The organism is Lysobacter antibioticus (assembly GCF_000731095.1).
Classification (GTDB): Bacteria; Pseudomonadota; Gammaproteobacteria; order Xanthomonadales; family Xanthomonadaceae; genus Lysobacter; species Lysobacter antibioticus_B.
This window is the reverse complement of record NZ_JMTZ01000014.1, coordinates 40,137-59,162: the sequence shown is the minus strand read 5'-3', so window position 1 is coordinate 59,162 and position 19,026 is coordinate 40,137. Positions and strand designations below refer to the sequence as shown.

General features: G+C 60.3%; 18 protein-coding genes. 4 read left to right on the top strand and 14 right to left on the bottom strand.

All coding sequences use genetic code 11. The annotated features are described in order from the left end of the window. Window positions 1-58: 58 nt before the first annotated feature. The 5 genes from EX88_RS23525 to EX88_RS0105645 form a co-directional block, all read right to left on the bottom strand. Window positions 59-682 (bottom strand): hypothetical protein, encoded by a 624-nt coding sequence (locus EX88_RS23525; RefSeq protein WP_152566114.1) that lies wholly within the window; start codon window positions 680-682, stop codon window positions 59-61. 226 nt (window positions 683-908) lie between these two features. Continuing rightward, entirely contained in the window at window positions 909-1,199 is a 291-nt protein-coding gene (locus EX88_RS0105660; RefSeq protein ID WP_152566113.1) for a hypothetical protein, read from the bottom strand. Between the two features lie 65 nt (window positions 1,200-1,264). After that, window positions 1,265-1,804, bottom strand: coding sequence for a DUF2058 domain-containing protein (locus EX88_RS0105655; RefSeq protein ID WP_031371033.1), 540 nt, complete (start codon window positions 1,802-1,804; stop codon window positions 1,265-1,267). Window positions 1,805-1,928: 124 nt separating this feature from the next. Continuing rightward, complete coding sequence (locus tag EX88_RS0105650) at window positions 1,929-3,722, bottom strand: caspase family protein (protein ID WP_031371032.1); 1,794 nt, start codon at window positions 3,720-3,722, stop codon at window positions 1,929-1,931. Between the two features lie 66 nt (window positions 3,723-3,788). Continuing rightward, window positions 3,789-4,298, bottom strand: a complete 510-nt coding sequence (locus EX88_RS0105645; protein WP_031371031.1) for a DUF1697 domain-containing protein — start codon at window positions 4,296-4,298, stop codon at window positions 3,789-3,791. A gap of 401 nt (window positions 4,299-4,699) precedes the next feature. Between EX88_RS0105645 and EX88_RS0105640 the strand changes: the two genes are divergently transcribed. Further along, window positions 4,700-6,427 carry a M91 family zinc metallopeptidase gene (locus EX88_RS0105640; RefSeq protein WP_031371030.1) on the top strand — a complete coding sequence of 576 codons (1,728 nt, stop codon included), beginning with the start codon at window positions 4,700-4,702 and terminating at the stop codon, window positions 6,425-6,427. 206 nt (window positions 6,428-6,633) lie between these two features. Continuing rightward, window positions 6,634-7,206, top strand: coding sequence for a hypothetical protein (locus tag EX88_RS0105635; protein WP_152566112.1), 573 nt, complete (start codon window positions 6,634-6,636; stop codon window positions 7,204-7,206). A 101-nt stretch (window positions 7,207-7,307) separates the two neighbouring features. On the opposite strand, the gene EX88_RS0105630 is transcribed toward EX88_RS0105635, so the two are convergent. The 3 genes from EX88_RS0105630 to EX88_RS0105620 form a co-directional block, all read right to left on the bottom strand. Further along, window positions 7,308-8,222, bottom strand: coding sequence for a hypothetical protein (locus tag EX88_RS0105630; protein WP_152566111.1), 915 nt, complete (start codon window positions 8,220-8,222; stop codon window positions 7,308-7,310). Between the two features lie 113 nt (window positions 8,223-8,335). Continuing rightward, window positions 8,336-9,274, bottom strand: coding sequence for a hypothetical protein (locus EX88_RS0105625; protein WP_152566110.1), 939 nt, complete (start codon window positions 9,272-9,274; stop codon window positions 8,336-8,338). A gap of 472 nt (window positions 9,275-9,746) precedes the next feature. After that, the gene (locus EX88_RS0105620) at window positions 9,747-10,001 is read right to left on the bottom strand and encodes a hypothetical protein (RefSeq protein WP_152566109.1); all 255 of its coding nucleotides are present in this window, start codon (window positions 9,999-10,001) and stop codon (window positions 9,747-9,749) included. A 139-nt stretch (window positions 10,002-10,140) separates the two neighbouring features. On the opposite strand from EX88_RS0105620, the gene EX88_RS0105615 reads away from it, so the two are divergent. Continuing rightward, window positions 10,141-10,500 (top strand): helix-turn-helix domain-containing protein, encoded by a 360-nt coding sequence (locus EX88_RS0105615; RefSeq protein ID WP_031371025.1) that lies wholly within the window; start codon window positions 10,141-10,143, stop codon window positions 10,498-10,500. A gap of 43 nt (window positions 10,501-10,543) precedes the next feature. After that, entirely contained in the window at window positions 10,544-11,485 is a 942-nt protein-coding gene (locus tag EX88_RS24345; protein ID WP_051884564.1) for an HNH endonuclease signature motif containing protein, read from the top strand. A gap of 11 nt (window positions 11,486-11,496) precedes the next feature. Here EX88_RS24345 and EX88_RS25755 read toward each other — a convergent pair whose 3' ends face one another. The 6 genes from EX88_RS25755 to aceE form a co-directional block, all read right to left on the bottom strand. Then, window positions 11,497-11,802: a helix-turn-helix domain-containing protein gene (locus EX88_RS25755; protein WP_152566108.1), complete on the bottom strand. Its 306-nt coding sequence runs from the start codon at window positions 11,800-11,802 to the stop codon at window positions 11,497-11,499. A gap of 197 nt (window positions 11,803-11,999) precedes the next feature. Next, window positions 12,000-12,623 carry a hypothetical protein gene (locus EX88_RS25750; protein ID WP_152566107.1) on the bottom strand — a complete coding sequence of 208 codons (624 nt, stop codon included), beginning with the start codon at window positions 12,621-12,623 and terminating at the stop codon, window positions 12,000-12,002. Between the two features lie 58 nt (window positions 12,624-12,681). After that, window positions 12,682-14,583 (bottom strand): ATP-binding protein, encoded by a 1,902-nt coding sequence (locus EX88_RS25105; protein ID WP_036148142.1) that lies wholly within the window; start codon window positions 14,581-14,583, stop codon window positions 12,682-12,684. After that, window positions 14,570-15,088, bottom strand: a complete 519-nt coding sequence (locus EX88_RS0105590; RefSeq protein ID WP_031371022.1) for an ABC-three component system middle component 5 — start codon at window positions 15,086-15,088, stop codon at window positions 14,570-14,572. The genes EX88_RS25105 and EX88_RS0105590 overlap by 14 nt, the downstream gene beginning before the upstream one ends. After that, window positions 15,085-15,642, bottom strand: a complete 558-nt coding sequence (locus tag EX88_RS0105585) for an ABC-three component system protein (RefSeq protein WP_031371021.1) — start codon at window positions 15,640-15,642, stop codon at window positions 15,085-15,087. The genes EX88_RS0105590 and EX88_RS0105585 overlap by 4 nt, the downstream gene beginning before the upstream one ends. Before the next feature lie 354 nt (window positions 15,643-15,996). Further along, on the bottom strand, window positions 15,997-18,702 hold the full coding sequence (aceE, locus tag EX88_RS0105580; protein ID WP_031371020.1) for a pyruvate dehydrogenase (acetyl-transferring), homodimeric type: 2,706 nt from the start codon (window positions 18,700-18,702) through the stop codon (window positions 15,997-15,999). Window positions 18,703-19,026: the final 324 nt, after the last annotated feature.

The following is a 19,026-nucleotide window of genomic DNA, read 5'->3' as shown; positions in this document are numbered from 1 at the left end:
CTTGCCAGTCGTGAGAGTGCGACCGCCCAAGGCCATGTCGCAAGCTCTGACCCTGCGCTCAGGGTGTCACCGCCGCTGGCGTCAGGGTGGCGCTGAACAGTTGCCCCTGTAGTTCCGGCCTGTACCAATTGGGATCGGCATTGCCCAAATCGCTGCGCTCGGACGGATCGTTGCCCGGATACTCGTCCTTTACAAAGTAGCTAGTGTCAGCCTTTAGCCCCCGCAACTCATCGCCGCTCAAACCCACGACGTATTCGATGTCCGTCTTGGCGCCGGTGGCCCGGATCGAGGAAGTCACACTCATCAGTTGCCAGCGACATACGCCCCTGCCGAGATAATCCTCATCCAGCATCGCATCCGCATGGATCGTGGCGGCAAAGGTGTTCTCACCGATTTTGCTGAACTTGATCGGCAAGTAATAGTAAGGAACCTTCGACACACCGGAGATCCCTTCGGCGATATAGCCGCAGTTCGGCGCCTCGTAGCGGATCGAGCCTTCTGCTTTGGCGAACGGCCCCGGCGCCTCCGCGACGCTAAGTGTGACCCGGTAGGTCTGCTTCGGCGCGGGGTTGCGACGGTACATCGCTTCGAGCTCTTTGGTCGTCGGGAACCCGGTGTCGTAGCAACCGGACACTGTCGTCGCCAGCAGCGCGGAAAAGATTAGAGGGACTATGGTTCGCATCGATGCCTCCATGGCAAAAAAAGTTCGGACTACGCGACGATGGCGATGGCGATGACTCGCCGGTCTCGACTCGATCGGTTCTTATGCCTCGAAGCCTACGTCAAGCGCGTGCACGCAACAACGGCAACTGAAAGTAGCGCTGACGTCGTCGGCGCTACAGTTTCCGATGCAACAGGCAGCTGCAAACGCGCACAGAAGCGCAATGGGCTTGATGACACATGAAGATCTAGAGACCTTCCGGCTGAAGGCCGACTTCGGTGAGCCGCGCCAGGAACCCTGCGTGCGCCGATTCCGGTAATGGATCTATCGCCACTACCAACGCATGGAACCAAGGGTTGGCATGCGCCGTGTCGAAACTGAAATCGACGGCGCAGCGCTCGGGTTGATCGTAGGCATCGCGCAACGCAGCGACGATCGCATCGCCGGCATCGTCGAAGTTGCCGGCACCGAAACGGTCTTCGATCGAACGCAAGGCGAAGCGGTAGGTGCGTGCGCTAACCGGCCGGGGCGGATGCATGGCGAGGGTTTCAAGTCGTCAGGGCACGCCTGTGCGAGGAGCACGCACAGGTCACCGCGAAGGCCTTACCAGATCAGATCGTCCGGCACCTGGAACCGGGCGTAGTACTCGTCGTCCTCGCTCGGCGGCGTTTCGGCCTTGGGCGCGGCATGATCCAGCACGATCATCGACGGGTCGCGGGCATACACCTTTTCCGCGGCGGCGCGCGGCAGCAGCTCATAGCCCTGGTCGTGGCGCGCGATCACCAGCGCGCCGCTCGCCAGCTGCGTGCGCAGCGCGGTGTTGATCAGCACGTTCTTGATCTTGCCTTCGTCGGTGAAGCCGTACGCGATCTCGCCCTCGCGCTTGACCTTGTGGGTCTCGACGATCTGGCGGACCTGCGCGCGCAGCTCGTGCGCCTTCGCCTGGGCGTTGCGCTCGGCCGACAACGCGCGGTCGCGCTCGGCGCGTTCGGCACGCAGCCGCTCGCTCTCGATCTGCTCCGCGGTCGGCGCGGGCGGCGCCTTGCCCTGGCGCTGTTTGGCCTGCTCGCGCGCGACCTGGGACACCTGGGCCTTCTTGACCAGGCCGGCCTTGAGCAATTGATCTTGCAATGGATTTCGCATGGGATGGAGTCTAGTACGGCGGGCCTGACGTCGGAAGCAGCCGAAGCCTGCGAACCCGACCCTGCCGGAGGCGGCTTGAGCCCGGATTCAGCCGCCTAACGAGACGGTGGTCGCTGCCCGGGCTTCATACGAACGGCTGGATCGGCTCGAAACAACGGATGACACCATCATTCCCCAGCGCATGGATGGCGCCGTCGAACTGCGAGCAGGTCATCCAGCGCAGCCCGACCCCGATACCGCTGCCAGCATCGAGCGTCGCCACGTGCTCGAAGGTGCGGACGTCGACCAGGAACACCAACCCCTGGTCGGCGCCTATCGCGAGCAATCTCGGGTCCTTGGTCATGGAGCAACACAGCAGATGGTAGGTCGGCCGTCGGCCCCCATGTCCGGTCTCGTGCCAGATGCTCTCGCCGCGCTGGGCCTCGAACCGCTCCGGGTCGGACAAGAAGAGATTCGCATCGTCGGCCGAGAGTTTGTGGTGGCGCAATCGGCCATAGGCGCCGAGCACATCGACGCTGGGCCACTCGAACATGGACCGCTGCTCGACCTTGCCGGTCTGCGTATCGATCCGGATCACCACGCCTCCGTCGCAAACGCCTACCAGGTGCTTCGTGTGTTCGACCCAGGCCAGGTCGTAGACGTGTTGGCGACTCTCCAACGGGATGTCGGTGCGCAGCGGCTTGTCTGCACTCAAGTCCAGGCGGCAAACCGAGTCCGAAGTTCCGCACAGAAGCAGCACCTCGTTGGACTGGAATATCGCGCCATAGACATCGGAAGGTCGGCTGTCGGAGCAAAGCAGGCGCCAGCGCCCGTGTTCGCGACGCAGGACGCTGTAGCCGCCATGCCCGTAAACGACGGCATGCATGCCGTCGGGCGATTGGCTGATACCGAAGGGATCGGCGCACCTGATTTTCAGCTTCGCATCGGGGGTCAACGGCGAGTCCCGCTCGGGCTCGGACACCTGCAGCGACACGAAGACATTCGCCCCGGCAAGCAGCACTTCGTCCTCCCGGGCGGTAGCCACGGTGTACTTCTTCGGATGCTTGACGAAATTGCGGACGACCCCGTCCCTGACCAACTGCAGGCGGCCCTCGCCGTTCACCACGACCGCGGCATCCATCTCGCGCTCCTGCAGACGCGTGCTGGGCAGCATCGGATGGTGGAGCGCCGCCGACCACGCCAGCGCATACACCGGCAGGTCGCTGAAACCCGGTCGGCCACTGACACTGGTATAGATCCACGGCCGTTGCTGCGCGTGGCTCTCGGTAATCACCTCCTGCCCGCACTGGCCCAGGCTTTCGACGATGGTCGCGTCGTGCCGCAACAACGCCGCTTCGAGCTTCTTGCAATAGGTGCTGTTGCCGCCCTTCCCGTCGTAGGCCGGCTGCCCGGCACTGGTCGAGTAGGCGATGACGACGTCGTCGGCCTGCGCGGCCTGCTTGAGCCGCTGCGTTTCCCGCGCGCTGATACGGGTGAAATCGAGCATCTGCTGCGGGCTCCACCGAAGGGCCGCGTCGCGGCAGGCGTCGATCGTCACTACCTTCGGGCCGCGCCCTGCCTTCAGCGCGTCGACGACCTCCAGCACCGAAACCCCGCCGCAATCCAGGCTCAGCGGGGTCGCAGGGAACACCGAATCGACCGGCATCAACACGCCGTAGCCGCCGATCTCGACCGCATGCCCGGCGTAGTGCACCACGCTGAAGACGCGGTCGCCGGCGTAGCCGTCGACTCTGGCGCGCAAAGCATCCAACGCCGCCCTCAGCTCCGCAGCCGTCGGATCAGTCAGCAAGGTCGAGTCGAACCCGCGCGACCGCAGCGCGGCATGGATGCGCTTGGCATCGTTGACCGGATTGGGCAGGGCAGCCTTCGCGGGCCGATAGGCGGCCACGCCGATGCAAAGCGCAATGCGGTGTTTCATCCGAGTCCTTTCAGAAGTGGCTGCCGATGCCAGGCCGGTTGCAAACGACAGTGAAGACAGCGCCCCTCAACCGCCCGCCATCTCGATCAACTTCGCCACCGTATTCAAGTTGCGCGCGGTGCCGGCCTTGGCTGCGGGGATGACGAGCTTGGAATCGGCCATGCCGTCGCCGTAGTGCACGTAGATCTCGCGCTCGCCCAGGGCGATTTCTTCGCCGTTGCGATGCTTGACCGCCGCCAGCGCATCGGCCGGCGGCGGCGCGTCGAGAAAGATCAGTACCGCGCGGTTCGGCGCGGCGCCCACGAAGGGTTGCGCGGCCAATGCGCGCGCCAGTTCCGCCGGGGTGCGCACGATCACTCCGACCGGCTTGCCGGCATACACGGCCAAGCGCTGCTCCAAGGCCGCCTGCGCACGCTTCGCGGTCATGGCGGTGCGGAACAGCACGTTGCCGCTGGCGATGTAGGTGCGCACGTCCTCGAAGCCGGCGGCCTCGCACATCGCGCGCAACTCGGCCATCGGCAGCTTTCCGGTGCCGCCGACATTCACGGCGCGCAGCAAGGCGATATAGGTGGGCATGGGGCGGCAGGATACGGCAAGGCCGGCGGCCTGTTCAGCCGCGCACGAGCCGCAAGGCTCCGCGCATTGAAGCCCCACGGGCAGCGCGCCGGCAGTCGCAGGCGCCAGGCATTGATATCCCTGAACAGGCGCGTTGCCGGGCCATCGATGCGGCCGGCTTGGCCGGATCGCCGAACCCACCGCGTTTCTTGTGACTGCGCTCCCACTTCAGGCCCCTATGCCTGACTGGGGCAGCGCCTCGCCCACCCGGGCCGGACCGTTGGTCGCGTCGGTCGGAGACCCCGATTTCCTTCGCTCCCACAGTCCGCCTATAGTCGGCGAATCCAACCCGCTCGGCAGGAACACGGCTGCGCCGAGCGCCTTACCCATTCGTCAGCCTTTCAACGCCAAGGAGAATCTCTATGGCAGGCCCCACTCCCACCGTCATCAACGGCGGTACCGTCCCGCCCGGCAGTCCGCCGCCCGATCTGTCGCGCAGCACCCCCGACGGCAAGGGCATCGTCTCGCAGGAACTGTTCCGCCAGGGCGACATCGTCATCAGCCGCGAGCAAGTGACCGGCGGCGACCAGTTCAGCGATTTGCTCGTCATCAACGGCGGCGCCGGCGACGACAACGTGCAGGTCAGCCAGCGCGCCAACGGCGTGCTCGACGTGCAGATCAACGGCCAGCCGTACGAGATCACCCTCGCCGCCCAGCAGCAGCTCGGCGTGCGCGGTGGCGACGGCAACGACATCATCCACGCCGGCCCCAACGTGCGCGTCAACATGGACGTGCAGGGCGGCAACGGCAACGACACCATCACCACCGGCCGCGGGCGCGACCGCGTCGACGGCGGCGCCGGCGACGACACCATCAGCACCGGCCGCGGCCGCGACGACGTGTTCGGCAACACCGGCAACGACACCATCGACGCCGGCGCCGGCAACGACGTGGTCTACGGCGGCGACGGCAACGACATCCTGCGCGGCGGCCAAGGCCGCGACTACCTCGAAGGCGGGCGCGGCAACGACACCCTCGAAGGCGGCCAGGGCAACGACATCCTGTCCGGCGGCCAGGACAACGACATCCTGCGCGGCGGCCAGGGCAACGACCGCGTCTACACCGGCGCCGGCGCCGACACGGTCGACAACCGTTCCGGCCGCGACACCGTCTACAGCCAGAGCGGCGAAGACACCGTCACCGCGGCCCGCGGCGCGCGCAACGACCAGATCCAGGTCGACATGACCACCAACGTCGGCGCCACGGTCACCGTCGCCGCCGGCTCGTCGGACGCCTTCCGCCAGCGCGTCGAAGCCGACCTGGACATGCTGCGCTCGTCCAACAACGGCCGCGAAATGCTCAGCGAGCTGGACCGCAACGCCAACCCCGCCATCGGCACCGGCCACAGCGTCAGCATCACCGAGCTGAGCAACGAGATGAACGGCTACGCCGGCCCCTCGCTGACCAACGACGCCTTCCTGCAGACCGACCCGGCCACCGGCGTGACCACGCGCGGCGCCGGCATGGACTCGGTGATCAGCTACAACCCCTCGTTCCACAGCGACTTCTTCGAAACGCCGACCGTGGTGCTGCACCATGAGATGTCGCACGCCTACAACATCACCGGCGGCACCCTGCAGCAGGGCGTGTACAGCGGCACCGGCCCGGACTCGGGCAGCGTGCGCAACTTCGAGCGCCAGGCCGTCGGCCTGGACAACAGCGGCGTCGCCTTCGACTTCGACCACAACGCAGCCACGCCGGACACCAAGACCAACCCCCGCAACCTGACCGAAAACGGCATGCGCGACGAGATGGGCCTGGCGCGCCGGCCGGACTACAGCGTCGACGCCAAGAGCGCGTTCTCGGCCCCGGGCAACCCCAGCGCGACCGGCGCCAGCCCCAACGGCGGGCACAACCACAGCCACGCCCACCTGGACGCGCTGTTGCAGGCGATGGAATCCGGCGACCGCACCGCAACTCGCGAAGCCACCCGCGCCTTGGCCGAACAACCGCCCGGCCAGGCCATGCGCCACGAAGCCATCCACGCCGTCGACCGCCAGGAACAACAAGCCCAGGCGGAAACGCAGGCCCAGGCGCAGCAGCAAACCCAGGCCGAACCGGCGCAAAGCGCCGGCGGCATGCGCCGATGAGCGACCGCCGCGCGCAGCCCCCGGGCCTGCGCGGCGCGCCCACACCCACCTGTGAATCAACGACCCATGCCGAGACCCGCCCGATGACAGCGAAGCACACGACCGCCGCCCGCCCGCGATACGCGCTCAAGGCCTCCGCCGTGTTCGCCGCCTCGCTGGCCGCCGCCTGCGCGCATGGCCTACCGCATCCTGCAGAAGACACCCGAATGAACGCTCAGCCCGACACCACCACCGCCACCGCCGACACCCGCCTGCGCGTGCAGGACGGCCAGGAAGCGAGCCTGCACGCCGAGTTCCACTACAGCGCCGACGCCAACACCCTGCTGGTGCGCTACCGCCTGCGCAACGGCAGCGCCGACCGCGCCCTGGCCGTGTTCGACCGCGGCGTGTACGGCGACCGCGCCGGCGCCACCTTCAACCCCGGCCCGGTCGGCGCACCGCGCGTCGAACAGCAAGACGGCGGCACCGTGCTGCTGCACGCCCCCGGCGCCCCCGCAGCCACCGCCGCGGCCGACCCGCTGGGTTCCGCCCCGCTCGCCGTCGAACTGAAGCCCGGCGGCGAACTGGCCGACCAGTTCGTCCACCGCTTCACCGGCACCGGCGCCCCCAAGCGCGTGCGCTGGTGCGTCGCGGTGGCGCCGTTCGACGAAAAGCAGTTCCGCAATCCGGTCAAGACCAACCACGGCCCCATCTGGACCGCCACCGGCGACACCAGCGCCGGCCGCCAACTGCTGTGCACCCCGTGGTACGACGTGGGGACGGCGCGGTTTGTTGAGTGACTAAGCGACAGACCCGCGATAGATGCGAATCGGGCCGCGAAAGCGGCCCGGTTTTTTTGGGGATGACGGACAGTGGCCGCCCGGGCCGGGCGCCGCTTCGATCAGCGCAGAACACCGCCGTCCGTGCACAGCTCCATTCCGGGAACGGGCTGATTCACGTCGGCGTTGTTGAGAGCCTCGATGTCCACGACCGCCTTGTTACCGCTGTTGAGCTCGCCGCGAAGCTTTCGATACTCCTGTTCCGACGCTGCGACCTCCTGCGGCGACATCGACCACTGAAGCGTTTTCATCTCGGTGTCGAGCGCAAGTTCCGAAGGCGCAGATTCTGTCGTGGCTGACCGAAGTTCCTTTGCGAGCCGGTAATACGCCAGCGATGTCGCGGAACTCCGCGTTACAGCCTGGCGCAGCAAGGGCGTCATGTTGGGCGCGGTCAACTGCGGCGCATAAGCACGGGCAAGCATCAGGTTGGCTTGAAAGCTACCGTTCTTGGCTACCCGTTGCACGAGGCCGGGCCCTTCGCCCTTATAGACCCGAAGCTCGTCCAATGTCGCAAGGGCCTGATTGTTCCCGAACGCCAAGCCAGAGCCGTACTGAAGCATCGATGACACATGACCCTTCAGCGCGGCCTGACGCCAGAGCGAAATTCGCTCCGCGGGCGAGATCGAAGAGACCCCGGTGCAATATTCTCCGCGGATTCTCGCCAAGTCGGTCATGGTCGAAACCGTATCGGTTCTGGCTTCCGCAGCAGACTTCGGCGCCCTGCGAAATGCCTCCATCCGACTGAGATACGCGGCGTTGTCCTCTGCGCCGACGCAGAAGTCGAATTCACGCGCCAGCTGGCACGAAGCCACCGGGTCCCCCTTAGCGATCTTCTCCCGCAACGCGGGTATCGCTTGCATGAGGGTGGCGCCACGCTTGGGCAAATCAGCTTTAAGCGGTTGCACGCCTTCAGGCGTTGCTGCTTCGTTCTGTAAAGGCGTATCGGCCGGCGTTCGCGGGGGATCCTTATCGGGCACCTGCCCCGGGTCCGAGCATGCGGCCAGCAGAAGAATCCATCCCAAACAAGTAGCTCGATGCATAGTCGATTCCCTGAGGGTGGCGCGGAGACATCCACGCCACCTGGTTTCATTTAGCGCGGCTGGATGTAGATGTCGCATCTGTCAGGGGTGCAAACCATCTTGTAGCCGTAACCGCCAAGACCACCCGTACCATCAATGACGGGCACCTCCATGCCTTTAATATAGTTCCACATATCGTAGAAATCATCAGCAGCATCGCTCCCGCCGACGGTAGCGTTCGGGAATAGATATGTCTTTGAGCTGAGCTGTTCTTTCGACTCTGGAATCAAATTTTTGCGCCCATCACGCGCCGTGTTCGGTATGCGCACCCAAGTCTTTTGCACTGAGTCCCATCCGTACATAGCAGACGAGCCATCTTGCCACTGAAACTTCACATAGACACGCAGCCCCTCTGATCCGAACCACGTGCTAATCAGCTGAAGGGCGTCAGCCGCGCGGTTATAGAAGTCACCGGTAGAATTGAGGTTGATCCAGTATGCGATGTCGTCATCGTACGACGATGTCGTTATTGCCTCGTACACATCACTGGGCATACCCGGGGTATTAGGCGGAAGAATTATGGATTCATGCGACGCTGCGCGCATGTAATTTCCGACGTCCGCTACGCCTGCAGCAACGTTGGATTCGACGGGCACTTCCTCCGCCCACTGCTCGAACGGGTCGAACTCCGGGTTCCAGCTTCCCGTCACATTATTTCGATACTCGTACTTTCGGACTACGCCGTTTCGGAGGTCTAACGCATACAGCGGACCTTGGCTGGCCATTTCGGTAACACTCTCCCACGCAAGCTGGTTCATCTCTGCGGCCGAGCATCCGAAGCAGTACTTTCCTATGGCTTGTGCTTGCATTGAGGCCATTAGAAGCATGCCTCCAGCGACAGCGATCCATTTCCTGGCGTTCTGTTTAGCTGTGCACTTCGGCCGTGAGGACTCCGAGCGGTTACCCAGCTCTGCACATCCAACTGCAGCAATCTGTAACTGGTCGTTCATGGTGCAACTCCTTGTTGACGAAACTACGGCACAGGCGAGCGAGCCTGCGCGTTGCGGGGAACAATTAGATGAGATGGGGTCGCGGCTTGAGCGGTGTGCATCGCTCTTTCACGATCCACCTAGATGCAGAGACACAGCCGGCGCTGAACGAAAAGACAGCTGCCCGAATACTGATGGCGAAACCTCGGAAATTAGACAGAACACGCGCGACTTCCATATCGCCCTTCATTTCATTGGGAACTTCGTATGCATCGATCAGATGCATCGAGTCAGCACACCGGCGGCTCATTGCCATCCGATAGAAGCGTATGCACCTTCGACGTTCGAATCAACGGCTACTAAGAGTTGCGCATTCCTAATAAGTGACAGCACTACGCGCTAAAGATCACGGTAGCGAATCGACAAATCACTCGTTACGATCTTTCATCTAGTGCGGCACTTACTCACGCACAGCACCTGCATCGCAACAGAATCAGCAGCGAGACTTAGGCGGCGGAAATATCTGCCGCTTGATCTGATTCAGAACCCTGCGCTGCTGCCCTTCCGACAGCAATCCAAAGGCCAGCACCATCTGGGCAAGCAGATCCGAATCCGTGAGTAGGTAGGCGACCGGCACCCCCAACTCGTCTGCGATGCTTTGCAGAAGGGCCAGTTCGGGCTCTTCACCTGGCTTCAAGTAACGAAAGAATCGGGAATTTTCGAGACGAGCACTTAGGACTGCATCCATGCATCTACTCCTTAAGCAGGCGGCAAGTAGAACCAGCTGACATGTCCAGATCAGACACACCCTAACTTTCCAATATGGAAACACAAAAGTCAACCATTTTGGAAAGGAAAGTCCTTGCCGATTTGGTCAGACTCCGGCCATGGATACTTTCGGTTCTAGGTTGCGTGGCCTGCGCGAAGCTCGCGGCTGGTCCCAGGAGAAGCTGGGCTTCGAACTCGAGGTCACAGGGGCGACTGTCTCCAAGTGGGAGACCGGGCGGGCCGAGCCCAATCTGGGGCACCTTGAGTTGTTCTTGCAGGTGTTCGCCCAGGACAACGTGACGCTGGATTGGCTGATCACGGGGAAGAAGTCCGGGTCCACAAAGACCGATAAGGTCCGCAAAGCCAGTGAGCCGTCCCCTCGGGCGGCAGACAGTCAGGACGAGCAGGCATTGCTGGCCCGCTACCGTCGACTGCCCGCCAAGAAACAAAAGATGTTGCTAGGCCTGTTGGAAGACTAAGTACCTCTACGCCCGCATCGGACGCAGCCATGGCGAAGCCCCAGTGATCGACCTTCCTTTTGAAGTTGGCGCGCTTTATCACCGCGGCAACGAAATTCATGGCTTGCTGGGTGGCCAACGGCAAGGCGGGATCTCTACGCCAAAAGACCAGCCCTTCATCATCGCCTTCACCGGCGAGGCAGGTAAGTCGCACGGCTACGAGGACTTCTGGGATGACGAACGTGTCTTTCACTACTTTGGTGAAGGCCAAAGCGGGGACATGCAGTACACAGGCGGCAACCGGGCCATAGAGAACCATGTAGCCGACGGCAAGAGGCTGCTGCTGTTTCAGATGATGGGACGCGGCAAGCCATATCGTTACCTCGGCGAGTTCGTCAAACAGTCGTCCTACCTGAGGCCCAATACGCCGGACACTAGCGGCGCTTTGCGGACCGCGATCGTCTTTCGCCTAGTCCCAGTAGAAGACGGCGCCTTCTTTGCCGGCAACAAGGTCGCAGAGCCCCAGACCCCGTATAAGACGCTCGACAGCACCGTCTCTTCGCGACTAATCGAAGTTCGCAACAAGCAGTCCTTGTTCCGTCGGCGCCTGCTCGGCCTCGAGAAGCAGTGCCGGCTGACCGGCATTCAAGATCTGCGCTTTCTTCGCGCCAGCCATATCAAGCCCTGGGCAGCCTGCACGAGTGGCGACGAACGCACCGACGCCCACAACGGAATGCTGCTGACACCACAAGCGGACCTGCTGTTTGATCGCGGCTGGATCACCTTCGAAGGCAAAGGCAGCCTCATCGTCACCAGTGACCTGCCGGCCGACGTGATAAAGCGCTTGGGTCTGAACCTGCGCCAAGGGCGGAACTGCGGCTTGTTTAGCGAGAAGCAGGCGTCTTACTTGGACTACCACCGCTCGCAAGTATTTGAGCGGCGCTACCAGAAGAGTCTTGATCCCATCGACGATCTTATGGGTGAACTAGTCGGCTCAGTAACTTGAGGCGAGGCGGCTCAGTCGCCGCCCTCGCCTGCCCTGCCCACTGGACCGCCCCCGGTCAAGCCTTGCTGCCGGTGGCGACCGACTCCGTTAGGCGAGCCTTGAGGTCGGCCACGGCCTTGCGCTGCTCGGGCTTGAACAACAGGGCCCAAGGTCAGGATAGCCTCGGCCATGGTGTCGGTTTCGGCATAGAGGAAGGCGAGCGGGACGCCCAAGGCTTCGGCGATGCGGCGCGCGGTCGCCAGATCGGCGTCATGGACCGCCTTCTCGTAGCGGTTGATCCGCACGGCAGCGGTTTCTTGCGGTAGACCTATGGTCATGCCCAGCTCCTTTTGCCCAGACTTAAAGAACAGTCGTTCGCTTTAACTTAAGCGATAGCAAAAAGAATCACCCGGCAGACGAGACTCGTCAATTACGATATTCGTAATTACGATAAACGTAATACACCAGCACCACTTAGCAATACTACTATAAACGAAGGCGGAAAAACTGCAGGGCCAAGCTCAAGACCAGAAAACTACTTCTTATCAGTAATTGCCGTAATTCCTTTTATCTGAAACCACTTTTTTGATGGAAGCAGATTAGATTTAAAACGATTTCCTCCAACTAACACCGAAGATATTATCAACTTCTCCATGGCTTCCTTAAGACCGTCCTCCCTATAGGCCACCGATGGGCTTTCATCCGTAATACACGGAACGGATGGATGTCCGATGCAAGTCAAATATTCGTCAAAAGTATCCCGAGCGATCATCATGCCGTATATGCGCCACGCATACTTTTTACCCAAATAAATGCCATCAGAAGCTCTATAGCTCACTCTTTGTAGAGACTTGTTCAGCTCTGTTTCTCGCAGTTGAGCTCCAATCAAACTCGCTACATAAAAGCTAACGTCCTTATTTACGTCATTTGCCTTGGCTGTAGCCGACATATCGACTACATTTTCCCCATCCTCGACCCTATAGCCGATATTGTACCTCTCCCCTACCACAAGCTCCGGCTCTTGATTCGCGATAAATTTATAAACCGTGCTTGTTGTTTCGGGCGTAAATCGATGTAGAAACCCTCCGCCAGAATAAGGCTCTATTACGTAATTTGTAACGATCAGAACCGGCGTCGTTAAAAGATCTCTCGACTTCATAAAGCACCCTGCACTGCCCAAAAGAAAGATCAAATAACCCAGAAATTCTTTTACATTACTAGCCGAAATCCAGTGAGCGATTGTCTCGGGTGTAGAATCTGCCCACGACATAAGCGTCGTTATTGAGCTCCTCGGCGATCATTGCCGTGCCTAATATCACTTGACTCTGTGACGGCGCCGCCTCAGAAAACTCCACTACCAGACGTTGAAAATTTTGGCTCCGAGGGGCTTCCATACCCTTATCCTCAATGGTGTCTAACATGACAAAACGAGGGTGCCTAAAATAACTTTTCTGAGTGGCGGCGGAGTGGAATCCAAAGAGAAAAGCGCTTTTCAGGAAGGCTCGAGAACTTGCCGAAAAATAGGTATGCCCGTCCACACTAATTTTATTGTCCGCAAAGCTGAAATCCACTTTTTGTGGATTCTCAAACGAATCTTGGCGCTTAAGATCTTTAGAGAGCAATATCCTGACATTATCAGATATCGACATATAAGCATCAGCTAGACGCGCCCTTTGAGTATAAACCAGCTTCTCATTCTGGCCCTTCAGCCAAGACAGTCGATCATTTAGCTCTCTTTTCTGAGTAGACAAGGCGTTTACAACCTCAATCATTTTCGCCTTTTCTGTTATATCTTCATCCCGCCTATCTAAGTAACCGAGCCGCTTATAAAGCTCATTGAGCCGATGTTCGTTTTCGTTAGTAGGGCGTTTTTGAACTGCCGTGTATCTGTTCGCAGCTGCTTGCCATTCAGACGCAGCAACTAGGAATGAAGATTCCGCCTCAGCAAAACGGGTCACCCTGTCTTCTTGCAAGAGTTTTGACTGACGTAACTGAAGAGCTGTTTCATTTATCAACCCCCCGATTCGCTCTGATGCAATGTCGTCGTCATACGGCGCCTTACATAGCGCGCAAACCCCGTGCTCACCTGCGATTATTGCGGCATAGCAAGCTGGACACGCTGTAAACTGAGCCGTCCCTATCTCCTGCGCAATTAGAGCGGAGTCCTTCAGGGCAGTTAGCTTTTCTTCCAAACTCCGAATAAAAGCGTCGGAATCTGCCATGGCCAACTCGATGGAATCCTTTTCTTCCCTTAGCGCCGCGACTTTCTTCTGTTTATCTACTAACTGTAAATAAGTTTCCTCTTGGGCTTTCAACGTTGGGCTGGAGCTTTGCCCCGCGGCCTCTTTTTGAATCCTTGTCAACTCATTCTCAACGCTTTGCCGTTCTGCTTCATTTCTAACGCGTTGCTCTGCCACCCAATCAAGTGTTAGATCATGACCAGCCTGACCAAGAGCTTTGTAGAGGCTATTAAGCTCCGCCGCAACTGAATCATATCGTTTTCCAACATCTCGAATTTCGAGTTCATTCCCGTACAATTCGTTGTCGAAGGCCCCACAAAGCAACCTCCCGACGGCCTCTCGAATCTTTGAATTATCAAACCCCTCATGAGCGAATAATTCGTCAACTGGGCTTAGCTGATCACCATAGAGCAACCTCATTACCTGATGCATAGTGATGTTGCCACTATCCTCACTTGCGGCCTCGGGTATATCAAGCAATCTAAATAATACCTGTGAAAAACTCTCTTTTGATTGCGATCGGATATATGGGTAACGCTCCCATTGCGATCGGCCGGCGTTCACAGCATCATCATAATTGCCGAAGAACACCTCCATCGCCTGTCGCGGACTTGCGGAAATCAAGCGCGAGAGCGTAGCCACTTTTCCACTCAGTTGGACTTCTATCGTTACCCGCTCGCACAAGAGAGCCGTTTCACTCCATTCATTTACGTCACCGCCCAGACCATAATGAATAAAATTTAGTATTGTTGATTTTCCGGACGAGTTTTCTCCACGAATTATGTTAACTCCCGCGTGAAACCTCTCATCGTATACTTTATTATTGGCCCGCTCAATAACCATCCGGCGAATCATTAGACTCGGATCAAATCGCGTCATAACGATACTCCAGTAGCCCAGTCCTATCCTTTAGTCCATTAGGCCCCAATAAGGCATAGTCTGCTATTAGCACCTGAATAAACTGCATTATTTCGGTCTCCTGTCGATTTATCGCATCAATTCTCTGCGACACGGCCTCCGGCTCGACAAGATCCGTCTCGACAACTAGTTCATTCTTGAAAGACTCAGCGTCAAAGAATTCTTTCGCAATCAAAGTGCCAATGGCAGCTCTCTGTATTCGCTCCATACGGCCGAAGATCAACGCATTATCGGGCTGCCTTTCATAGCGCCCCTCGCCGACCTTGTGAGCAAATTTCTTTATCGAGGTGTGCTGCCGCGCAAGACGAACATCTTGGAGACGGAAGAAGAACAACATATAGAAATCGGCGATGCGGAGTTGGTCGTAGTGCCAAGCAATGCCTGACTCCATCAACCTTCGCAGTCTCAGAAAGCGGAACTCTGTATGAAATACATCGAACGCAGGTTGAAAAGTGAGGTAGTTCATACATGCCACCTCAATCTGCACTGCTCAGCCAACCAGTAAATCATGCCCATTGCTGTGCGATGATCTAGAGCAAATACATCTATACCTAGTTCGTCTATCGCAGGGACTATTATTTTTTGGTCAATTAGCTCGTCAAACTCAACTGGCCCTACCTCTGACACCAGAGGAAATATCTGGTGTGAATACTTGTATTCAGCCATCGCAAGAAGATGCGCAAATATCTCTTGCGCGGATGCATAGAGGGACCACTTTTCTAACAGCTTAGCGAACTGCTCTTTCATTTCTAGAGCAATCATGAGCTGCGCAGTGCGCCCAGAAGCTTCTAGCTTCGCCTCTAGGCCAGCGATACCATCCTCAGGAACCTTCTTCTGAAAATATCGAAGCTGCTCAATAATTTCTGACGAGCAACGCCCATCGGCGACTTCCTGCAATAGCCGCTCTTTGAGCTTCTCTAACTTGGATAGTTTCGGCGGGACGGGATGATGATGTACCTCCATCTTGTCGCGACCCACGACATCGCCTCCTGCGGAGGCTCCTTTTTGGTTTACATTCATTAGCGACACCTACCGATGCGCCCGTGTCACTTATTAATTTTGTCGCGTCCGACTATATCGCCACCAGCGTGGGTCTTACTTTGATCCACGACAGTTGCTTGGCCGCTGGCCCGCTGATTCTTGAAATGCAAGGTCAGAAGCGAGCCTGAAACAGCGCCAACAACAAACGAGACAATCTCGGAGATATACGTAGATAATGCGTCCATTCGTCACGCCCCCAGCGTGCTACGCGTCTAAAGAATCCAGAAGAGCTATAAAAACATGAGAACTCTATAGCGCAAGGACAGACTATTGTCCACGCCAGAATGAAAAAGAGCGACCAATGGCCGCTCTTTTTCATTTTTTACGTTTAGCTCAAACCCCCAACGGATTCGGCTTCTCCACATCAATCTTGTACTGCTTGATAGCCCGAGCCACGTCCTTGCCGGTCATCTTGCCTTCCGCCGCCAGGGCCGCGATGGCGGCGTGGGCGATGTAGTAGCGGTCGACTTCGAAGTGGCGGCGCAGGTTGGCGCGGGTGTCGCTGCGGCCGAAGCCGTCGGTGCCCAGCACGGTGTAGCGCATCGGCACGAAGGCGCGGACTTGTTCCGGGTACATGCGGATGTAGTCGGTCGCGGCGATCGCCGGGCCTTGGCGGCCTTCCAGCAGCTCGGTGATGTAGGGCTTGCGCGGGGCCTTGGCTTCCGGGTTGAGGCGGTTGTAGCGCTCGGCGTCGGTGGCGTCGCGGGCGAGTTCGTTAAAGCTCGGGCAGGACCAGATGTCGGCGGTGACGCCGAAGTCCTTGTCGAGCAACTCGGCCGCGGCGATGGCTTCGCGCAGGATGGTGCCGCTGCCGAGCAGCTGCACGCGCAGTTCGCCCTTCTTCGGCTTGCCGGCGTCCTTCAGCAGGTACATGCCCTTGATGATCCCCTCGGCGCTGCCCTCGGGCATATCCGGGTGGGTGTAGTTCTCGTTCATCAGGGTGAGGTACCAGTACTCGTCGCGCTGCTCGGTCAGCATGCGCTGCATGCCGTGCTGGAGCAGGGTCACCACTTCGTAGCTGAAGGTCGGGTCGTAGCTGCGGCAGTTCGGGATCAACCCGGCCTGGACCATGCTGTGGCCGTCTTCGTGCTGCAGGCCTTCGCCGTTAAGCGTGGTGCGGCCGGCGGTGGCGCCGAGCAGGAAGCCGCGCGCGCGCATGTCCGCCGCCTGCCAGGCGCTGTCGCCGATGCGCTGGAAGCCGAACATCGAGTAATAGATGTAGAACGGCAGCATCTGCAGGTCGTTGGTGCTGTAGCTGGTGGCTGCCGCCAGCCACGAGGAGAACGCGCCGGCTTCGGTGATGCCTTCTTCCAGCACCTGGCCGGTGGTGTCTTCGCGGTAGTACATCAGCTGGTCGCGGTCGACCGGCTTGTACTTCTGGCCGTGCGGGGCGTAGATGCCGAGCTGGCGGAACAGGCCTTCCATGCCGAAGGTGCGGGCTTCGTCGGCCACGATGGGCACGATGCGCGGGCCGACCTGCTTGTCGCGCAGGGCGATGTTGAGCGCCTGCACGAACGACATGGTGGTGCTGATTTCGCGCTCGCCGGTGCTCTTGAGCAGGCGGTCATAGGTTTCGAGCGGCGGCACGGCGAGCGAGGTGCTGGCCTTGCGGCGGCGCTGCGGCAGGAAGCCGCCGAGGGCCTTGCGGCGCTCGAGCATGTATTCGACTTCCGGCGACTTCTCGCCGGGGTGGAAGAACGGCACGGCGCCGTCTTTGAGCTGCTCGTCGCTGACCGGGATATTGAAGCGGTCGCGGAACAGGCGGACGGCTTCGTCGTCCATCTTCTTGGTGCCGTGGGTCGGGTTGAGCGATTCGCCCGACGCGCCCATGCCGTAGCCCTTGACCGTCTTGGCCAGGATCACGGTGGGCATGCCCTTGGTGTTCACGGCCTCGTGGTAGGCGGCGTAGACCTTGTGCGGGTCGTGGCCGCCGCGGTTGAGGCGCCAGATGTCGTCGTCGGACAGGTTGGCGACCAGCGCGGCGGTTTCCGGGTATTTGCCGAAGAAGTTGTCGCGGGTGTACTTGCCGCCGAAGGCCTTGCAGTTCTGGTATTCGCCGTCGACGGTTTCCATCATCAGCTGGCGCAGCTTGCCGGTGGTGTCGCGCGCGAGCAGCGGGTCCCAATAGCTGCCCCAGACGGTCTTGATGACGTTCCAGCCTGCGCCGCGGAACTGGCCTTCCAGCTCCTGGATGATCTTGCCGTTGCCGCGCACCGGGCCATCGAGGCGCTGCAGGTTGCAGTTGATGACGAAGACCAGGTTGTCGAGGCCTTCGCGGCCGGCCACCGAGATGGCGCCGAGCGATTCGGGTTCGTCCGTCTCGCCGTCGCCGAGGAAGGCCCAGACCTTGCGGTCGGACTTCGGCATCAGGCCGCGGCCTTCCAGGTATTTCCAGTTGCGCGCCTGGTAGATGGCGCTGATCGGGCCCAGGCCCATCGACACCGTCGGCACCTGCCAGTAGTCCGGCATCAACCAGGGATGCGGGTAGGAGCTGACGCCGCGGCCGTCGACTTCCATGCGGAAGTTGTCGAGGTGCGATTCGCTCAGGCGGCCTTCGAGGAAGGAGCGCGCGTAGATGCCGGGCGAGCTGTGGCCCTGGATGCCGATGAGGTCGCCGGGGTGGTCGCCTTCGGGGCCGCGCCAGAAGTGGTTGAAGCCGACGTCGTACAGGGTGGCCGCCGAGGCGAAGCTGGCGATGTGGCCGCCGAGGTCGCCGGGCTTGCGGTTGGCGCGCACCACCATGGCCATGGCGTTCCAGCGGATCAGCGAGCGGATCCGCCATTCCATCGCGGCGTCGCCGGGGCTCTTGGCCTCCAGGTGCGGCGGGATGGTGTTGATGTATTCGGTGGTGGGCTGGAACGGCAGGTGCGCGCCGGCGCGGCGCGTGACTTCGACCATGCCTTCGAGCAGCTGATGCGCGCGCTCGGCACCGTCGCGGGCGATGACGGCCTGTACGGACTCGACCCACTCCTGGGTTTCGGTCGGATCGGGGTCGTTCTGGAGCAGGTCGTGCAAAGAGCTGGCAAGCGGCTGATTCATCGATCTCGCGGCCCCGTGGCCGCGCCTCAAAGGTGGGGGACGGATTAGAGCACCGAGTCTAACAAACGGTGACGGGGTTACGGCTTGCGGTGGCGGCTGTAAAGGGTGGAATAGTCCGTTTTGGCTAGGGGTGTGCTGGGGGTGGCGGGTGGGGTTGGGCGGGTTGGCGGGGATACGCGGGCGTGTGGTTTGCGGGATGGGGCCCGTTGCTGTGCCGCTCTTAGGGTAGGAGCGGCGTCCCACAGGGATTTCCTTTGGTCACAAGCCGCGACCGCGGGGTTGCCCGTGGCGGCGAGGGCTTGGATGGCGACGGTTCTTCATTGG

Bases quoted from the DNA above. Each gene is read 5' to 3' on its own strand.
- EX88_RS0105660 (WP_152566113.1), bottom strand. From the start codon at position 1,199: ATGCATCCGCCCCGGCCGGTTAGCGCACGCACCTACCGCTTCGCCTTG.
- EX88_RS0105615 (WP_031371025.1), top strand. From the start codon at position 10,141: ATGGATACTTTCGGTTCTAGGTTGCGTGGCCTGCGCGAAGCTCGCGGC.
- EX88_RS25105 (WP_036148142.1), bottom strand. From the start codon at position 14,583: ATGACGCGATTTGATCCGAGTCTAATGATTCGCCGGATGGTTATTGAG.
- EX88_RS0105620 (WP_152566109.1), bottom strand. From the start codon at position 10,001: ATGGATGCAGTCCTAAGTGCTCGTCTCGAAAATTCCCGATTCTTTCGT.
- EX88_RS0105635 (WP_152566112.1), top strand. From the start codon at position 6,634: ATGAACGCTCAGCCCGACACCACCACCGCCACCGCCGACACCCGCCTG.
- EX88_RS25750 (WP_152566107.1), bottom strand. From the start codon at position 12,623: ATGAAGTCGAGAGATCTTTTAACGACGCCGGTTCTGATCGTTACAAAT.
- EX88_RS0105625 (WP_152566110.1), bottom strand. From the start codon at position 9,274: ATGAACGACCAGTTACAGATTGCTGCAGTTGGATGTGCAGAGCTGGGT.
- EX88_RS0105585 (WP_031371021.1), bottom strand. From the start codon at position 15,642: ATGAATGTAAACCAAAAAGGAGCCTCCGCAGGAGGCGATGTCGTGGGT.
- EX88_RS0105590 (WP_031371022.1), bottom strand. From the start codon at position 15,088: ATGAACTACCTCACTTTTCAACCTGCGTTCGATGTATTTCATACAGAG.
- EX88_RS25755 (WP_152566108.1), bottom strand. From the start codon at position 11,802: ATGACCATAGGTCTACCGCAAGAAACCGCTGCCGTGCGGATCAACCGC.
- EX88_RS0105645 (WP_031371031.1), bottom strand. From the start codon at position 4,298: ATGCCCACCTATATCGCCTTGCTGCGCGCCGTGAATGTCGGCGGCACC.
- aceE (WP_031371020.1), bottom strand. From the start codon at position 18,702: ATGAATCAGCCGCTTGCCAGCTCTTTGCACGACCTGCTCCAGAACGAC.
- EX88_RS23525 (WP_152566114.1), bottom strand. From the start codon at position 682: ATGCGAACCATAGTCCCTCTAATCTTTTCCGCGCTGCTGGCGACGACA.
- EX88_RS0105655 (WP_031371033.1), bottom strand. From the start codon at position 1,804: ATGCGAAATCCATTGCAAGATCAATTGCTCAAGGCCGGCCTGGTCAAG.
- EX88_RS0105650 (WP_031371032.1), bottom strand. From the start codon at position 3,722: ATGAAACACCGCATTGCGCTTTGCATCGGCGTGGCCGCCTATCGGCCC.
- EX88_RS0105640 (WP_031371030.1), top strand. From the start codon at position 4,700: ATGGCAGGCCCCACTCCCACCGTCATCAACGGCGGTACCGTCCCGCCC.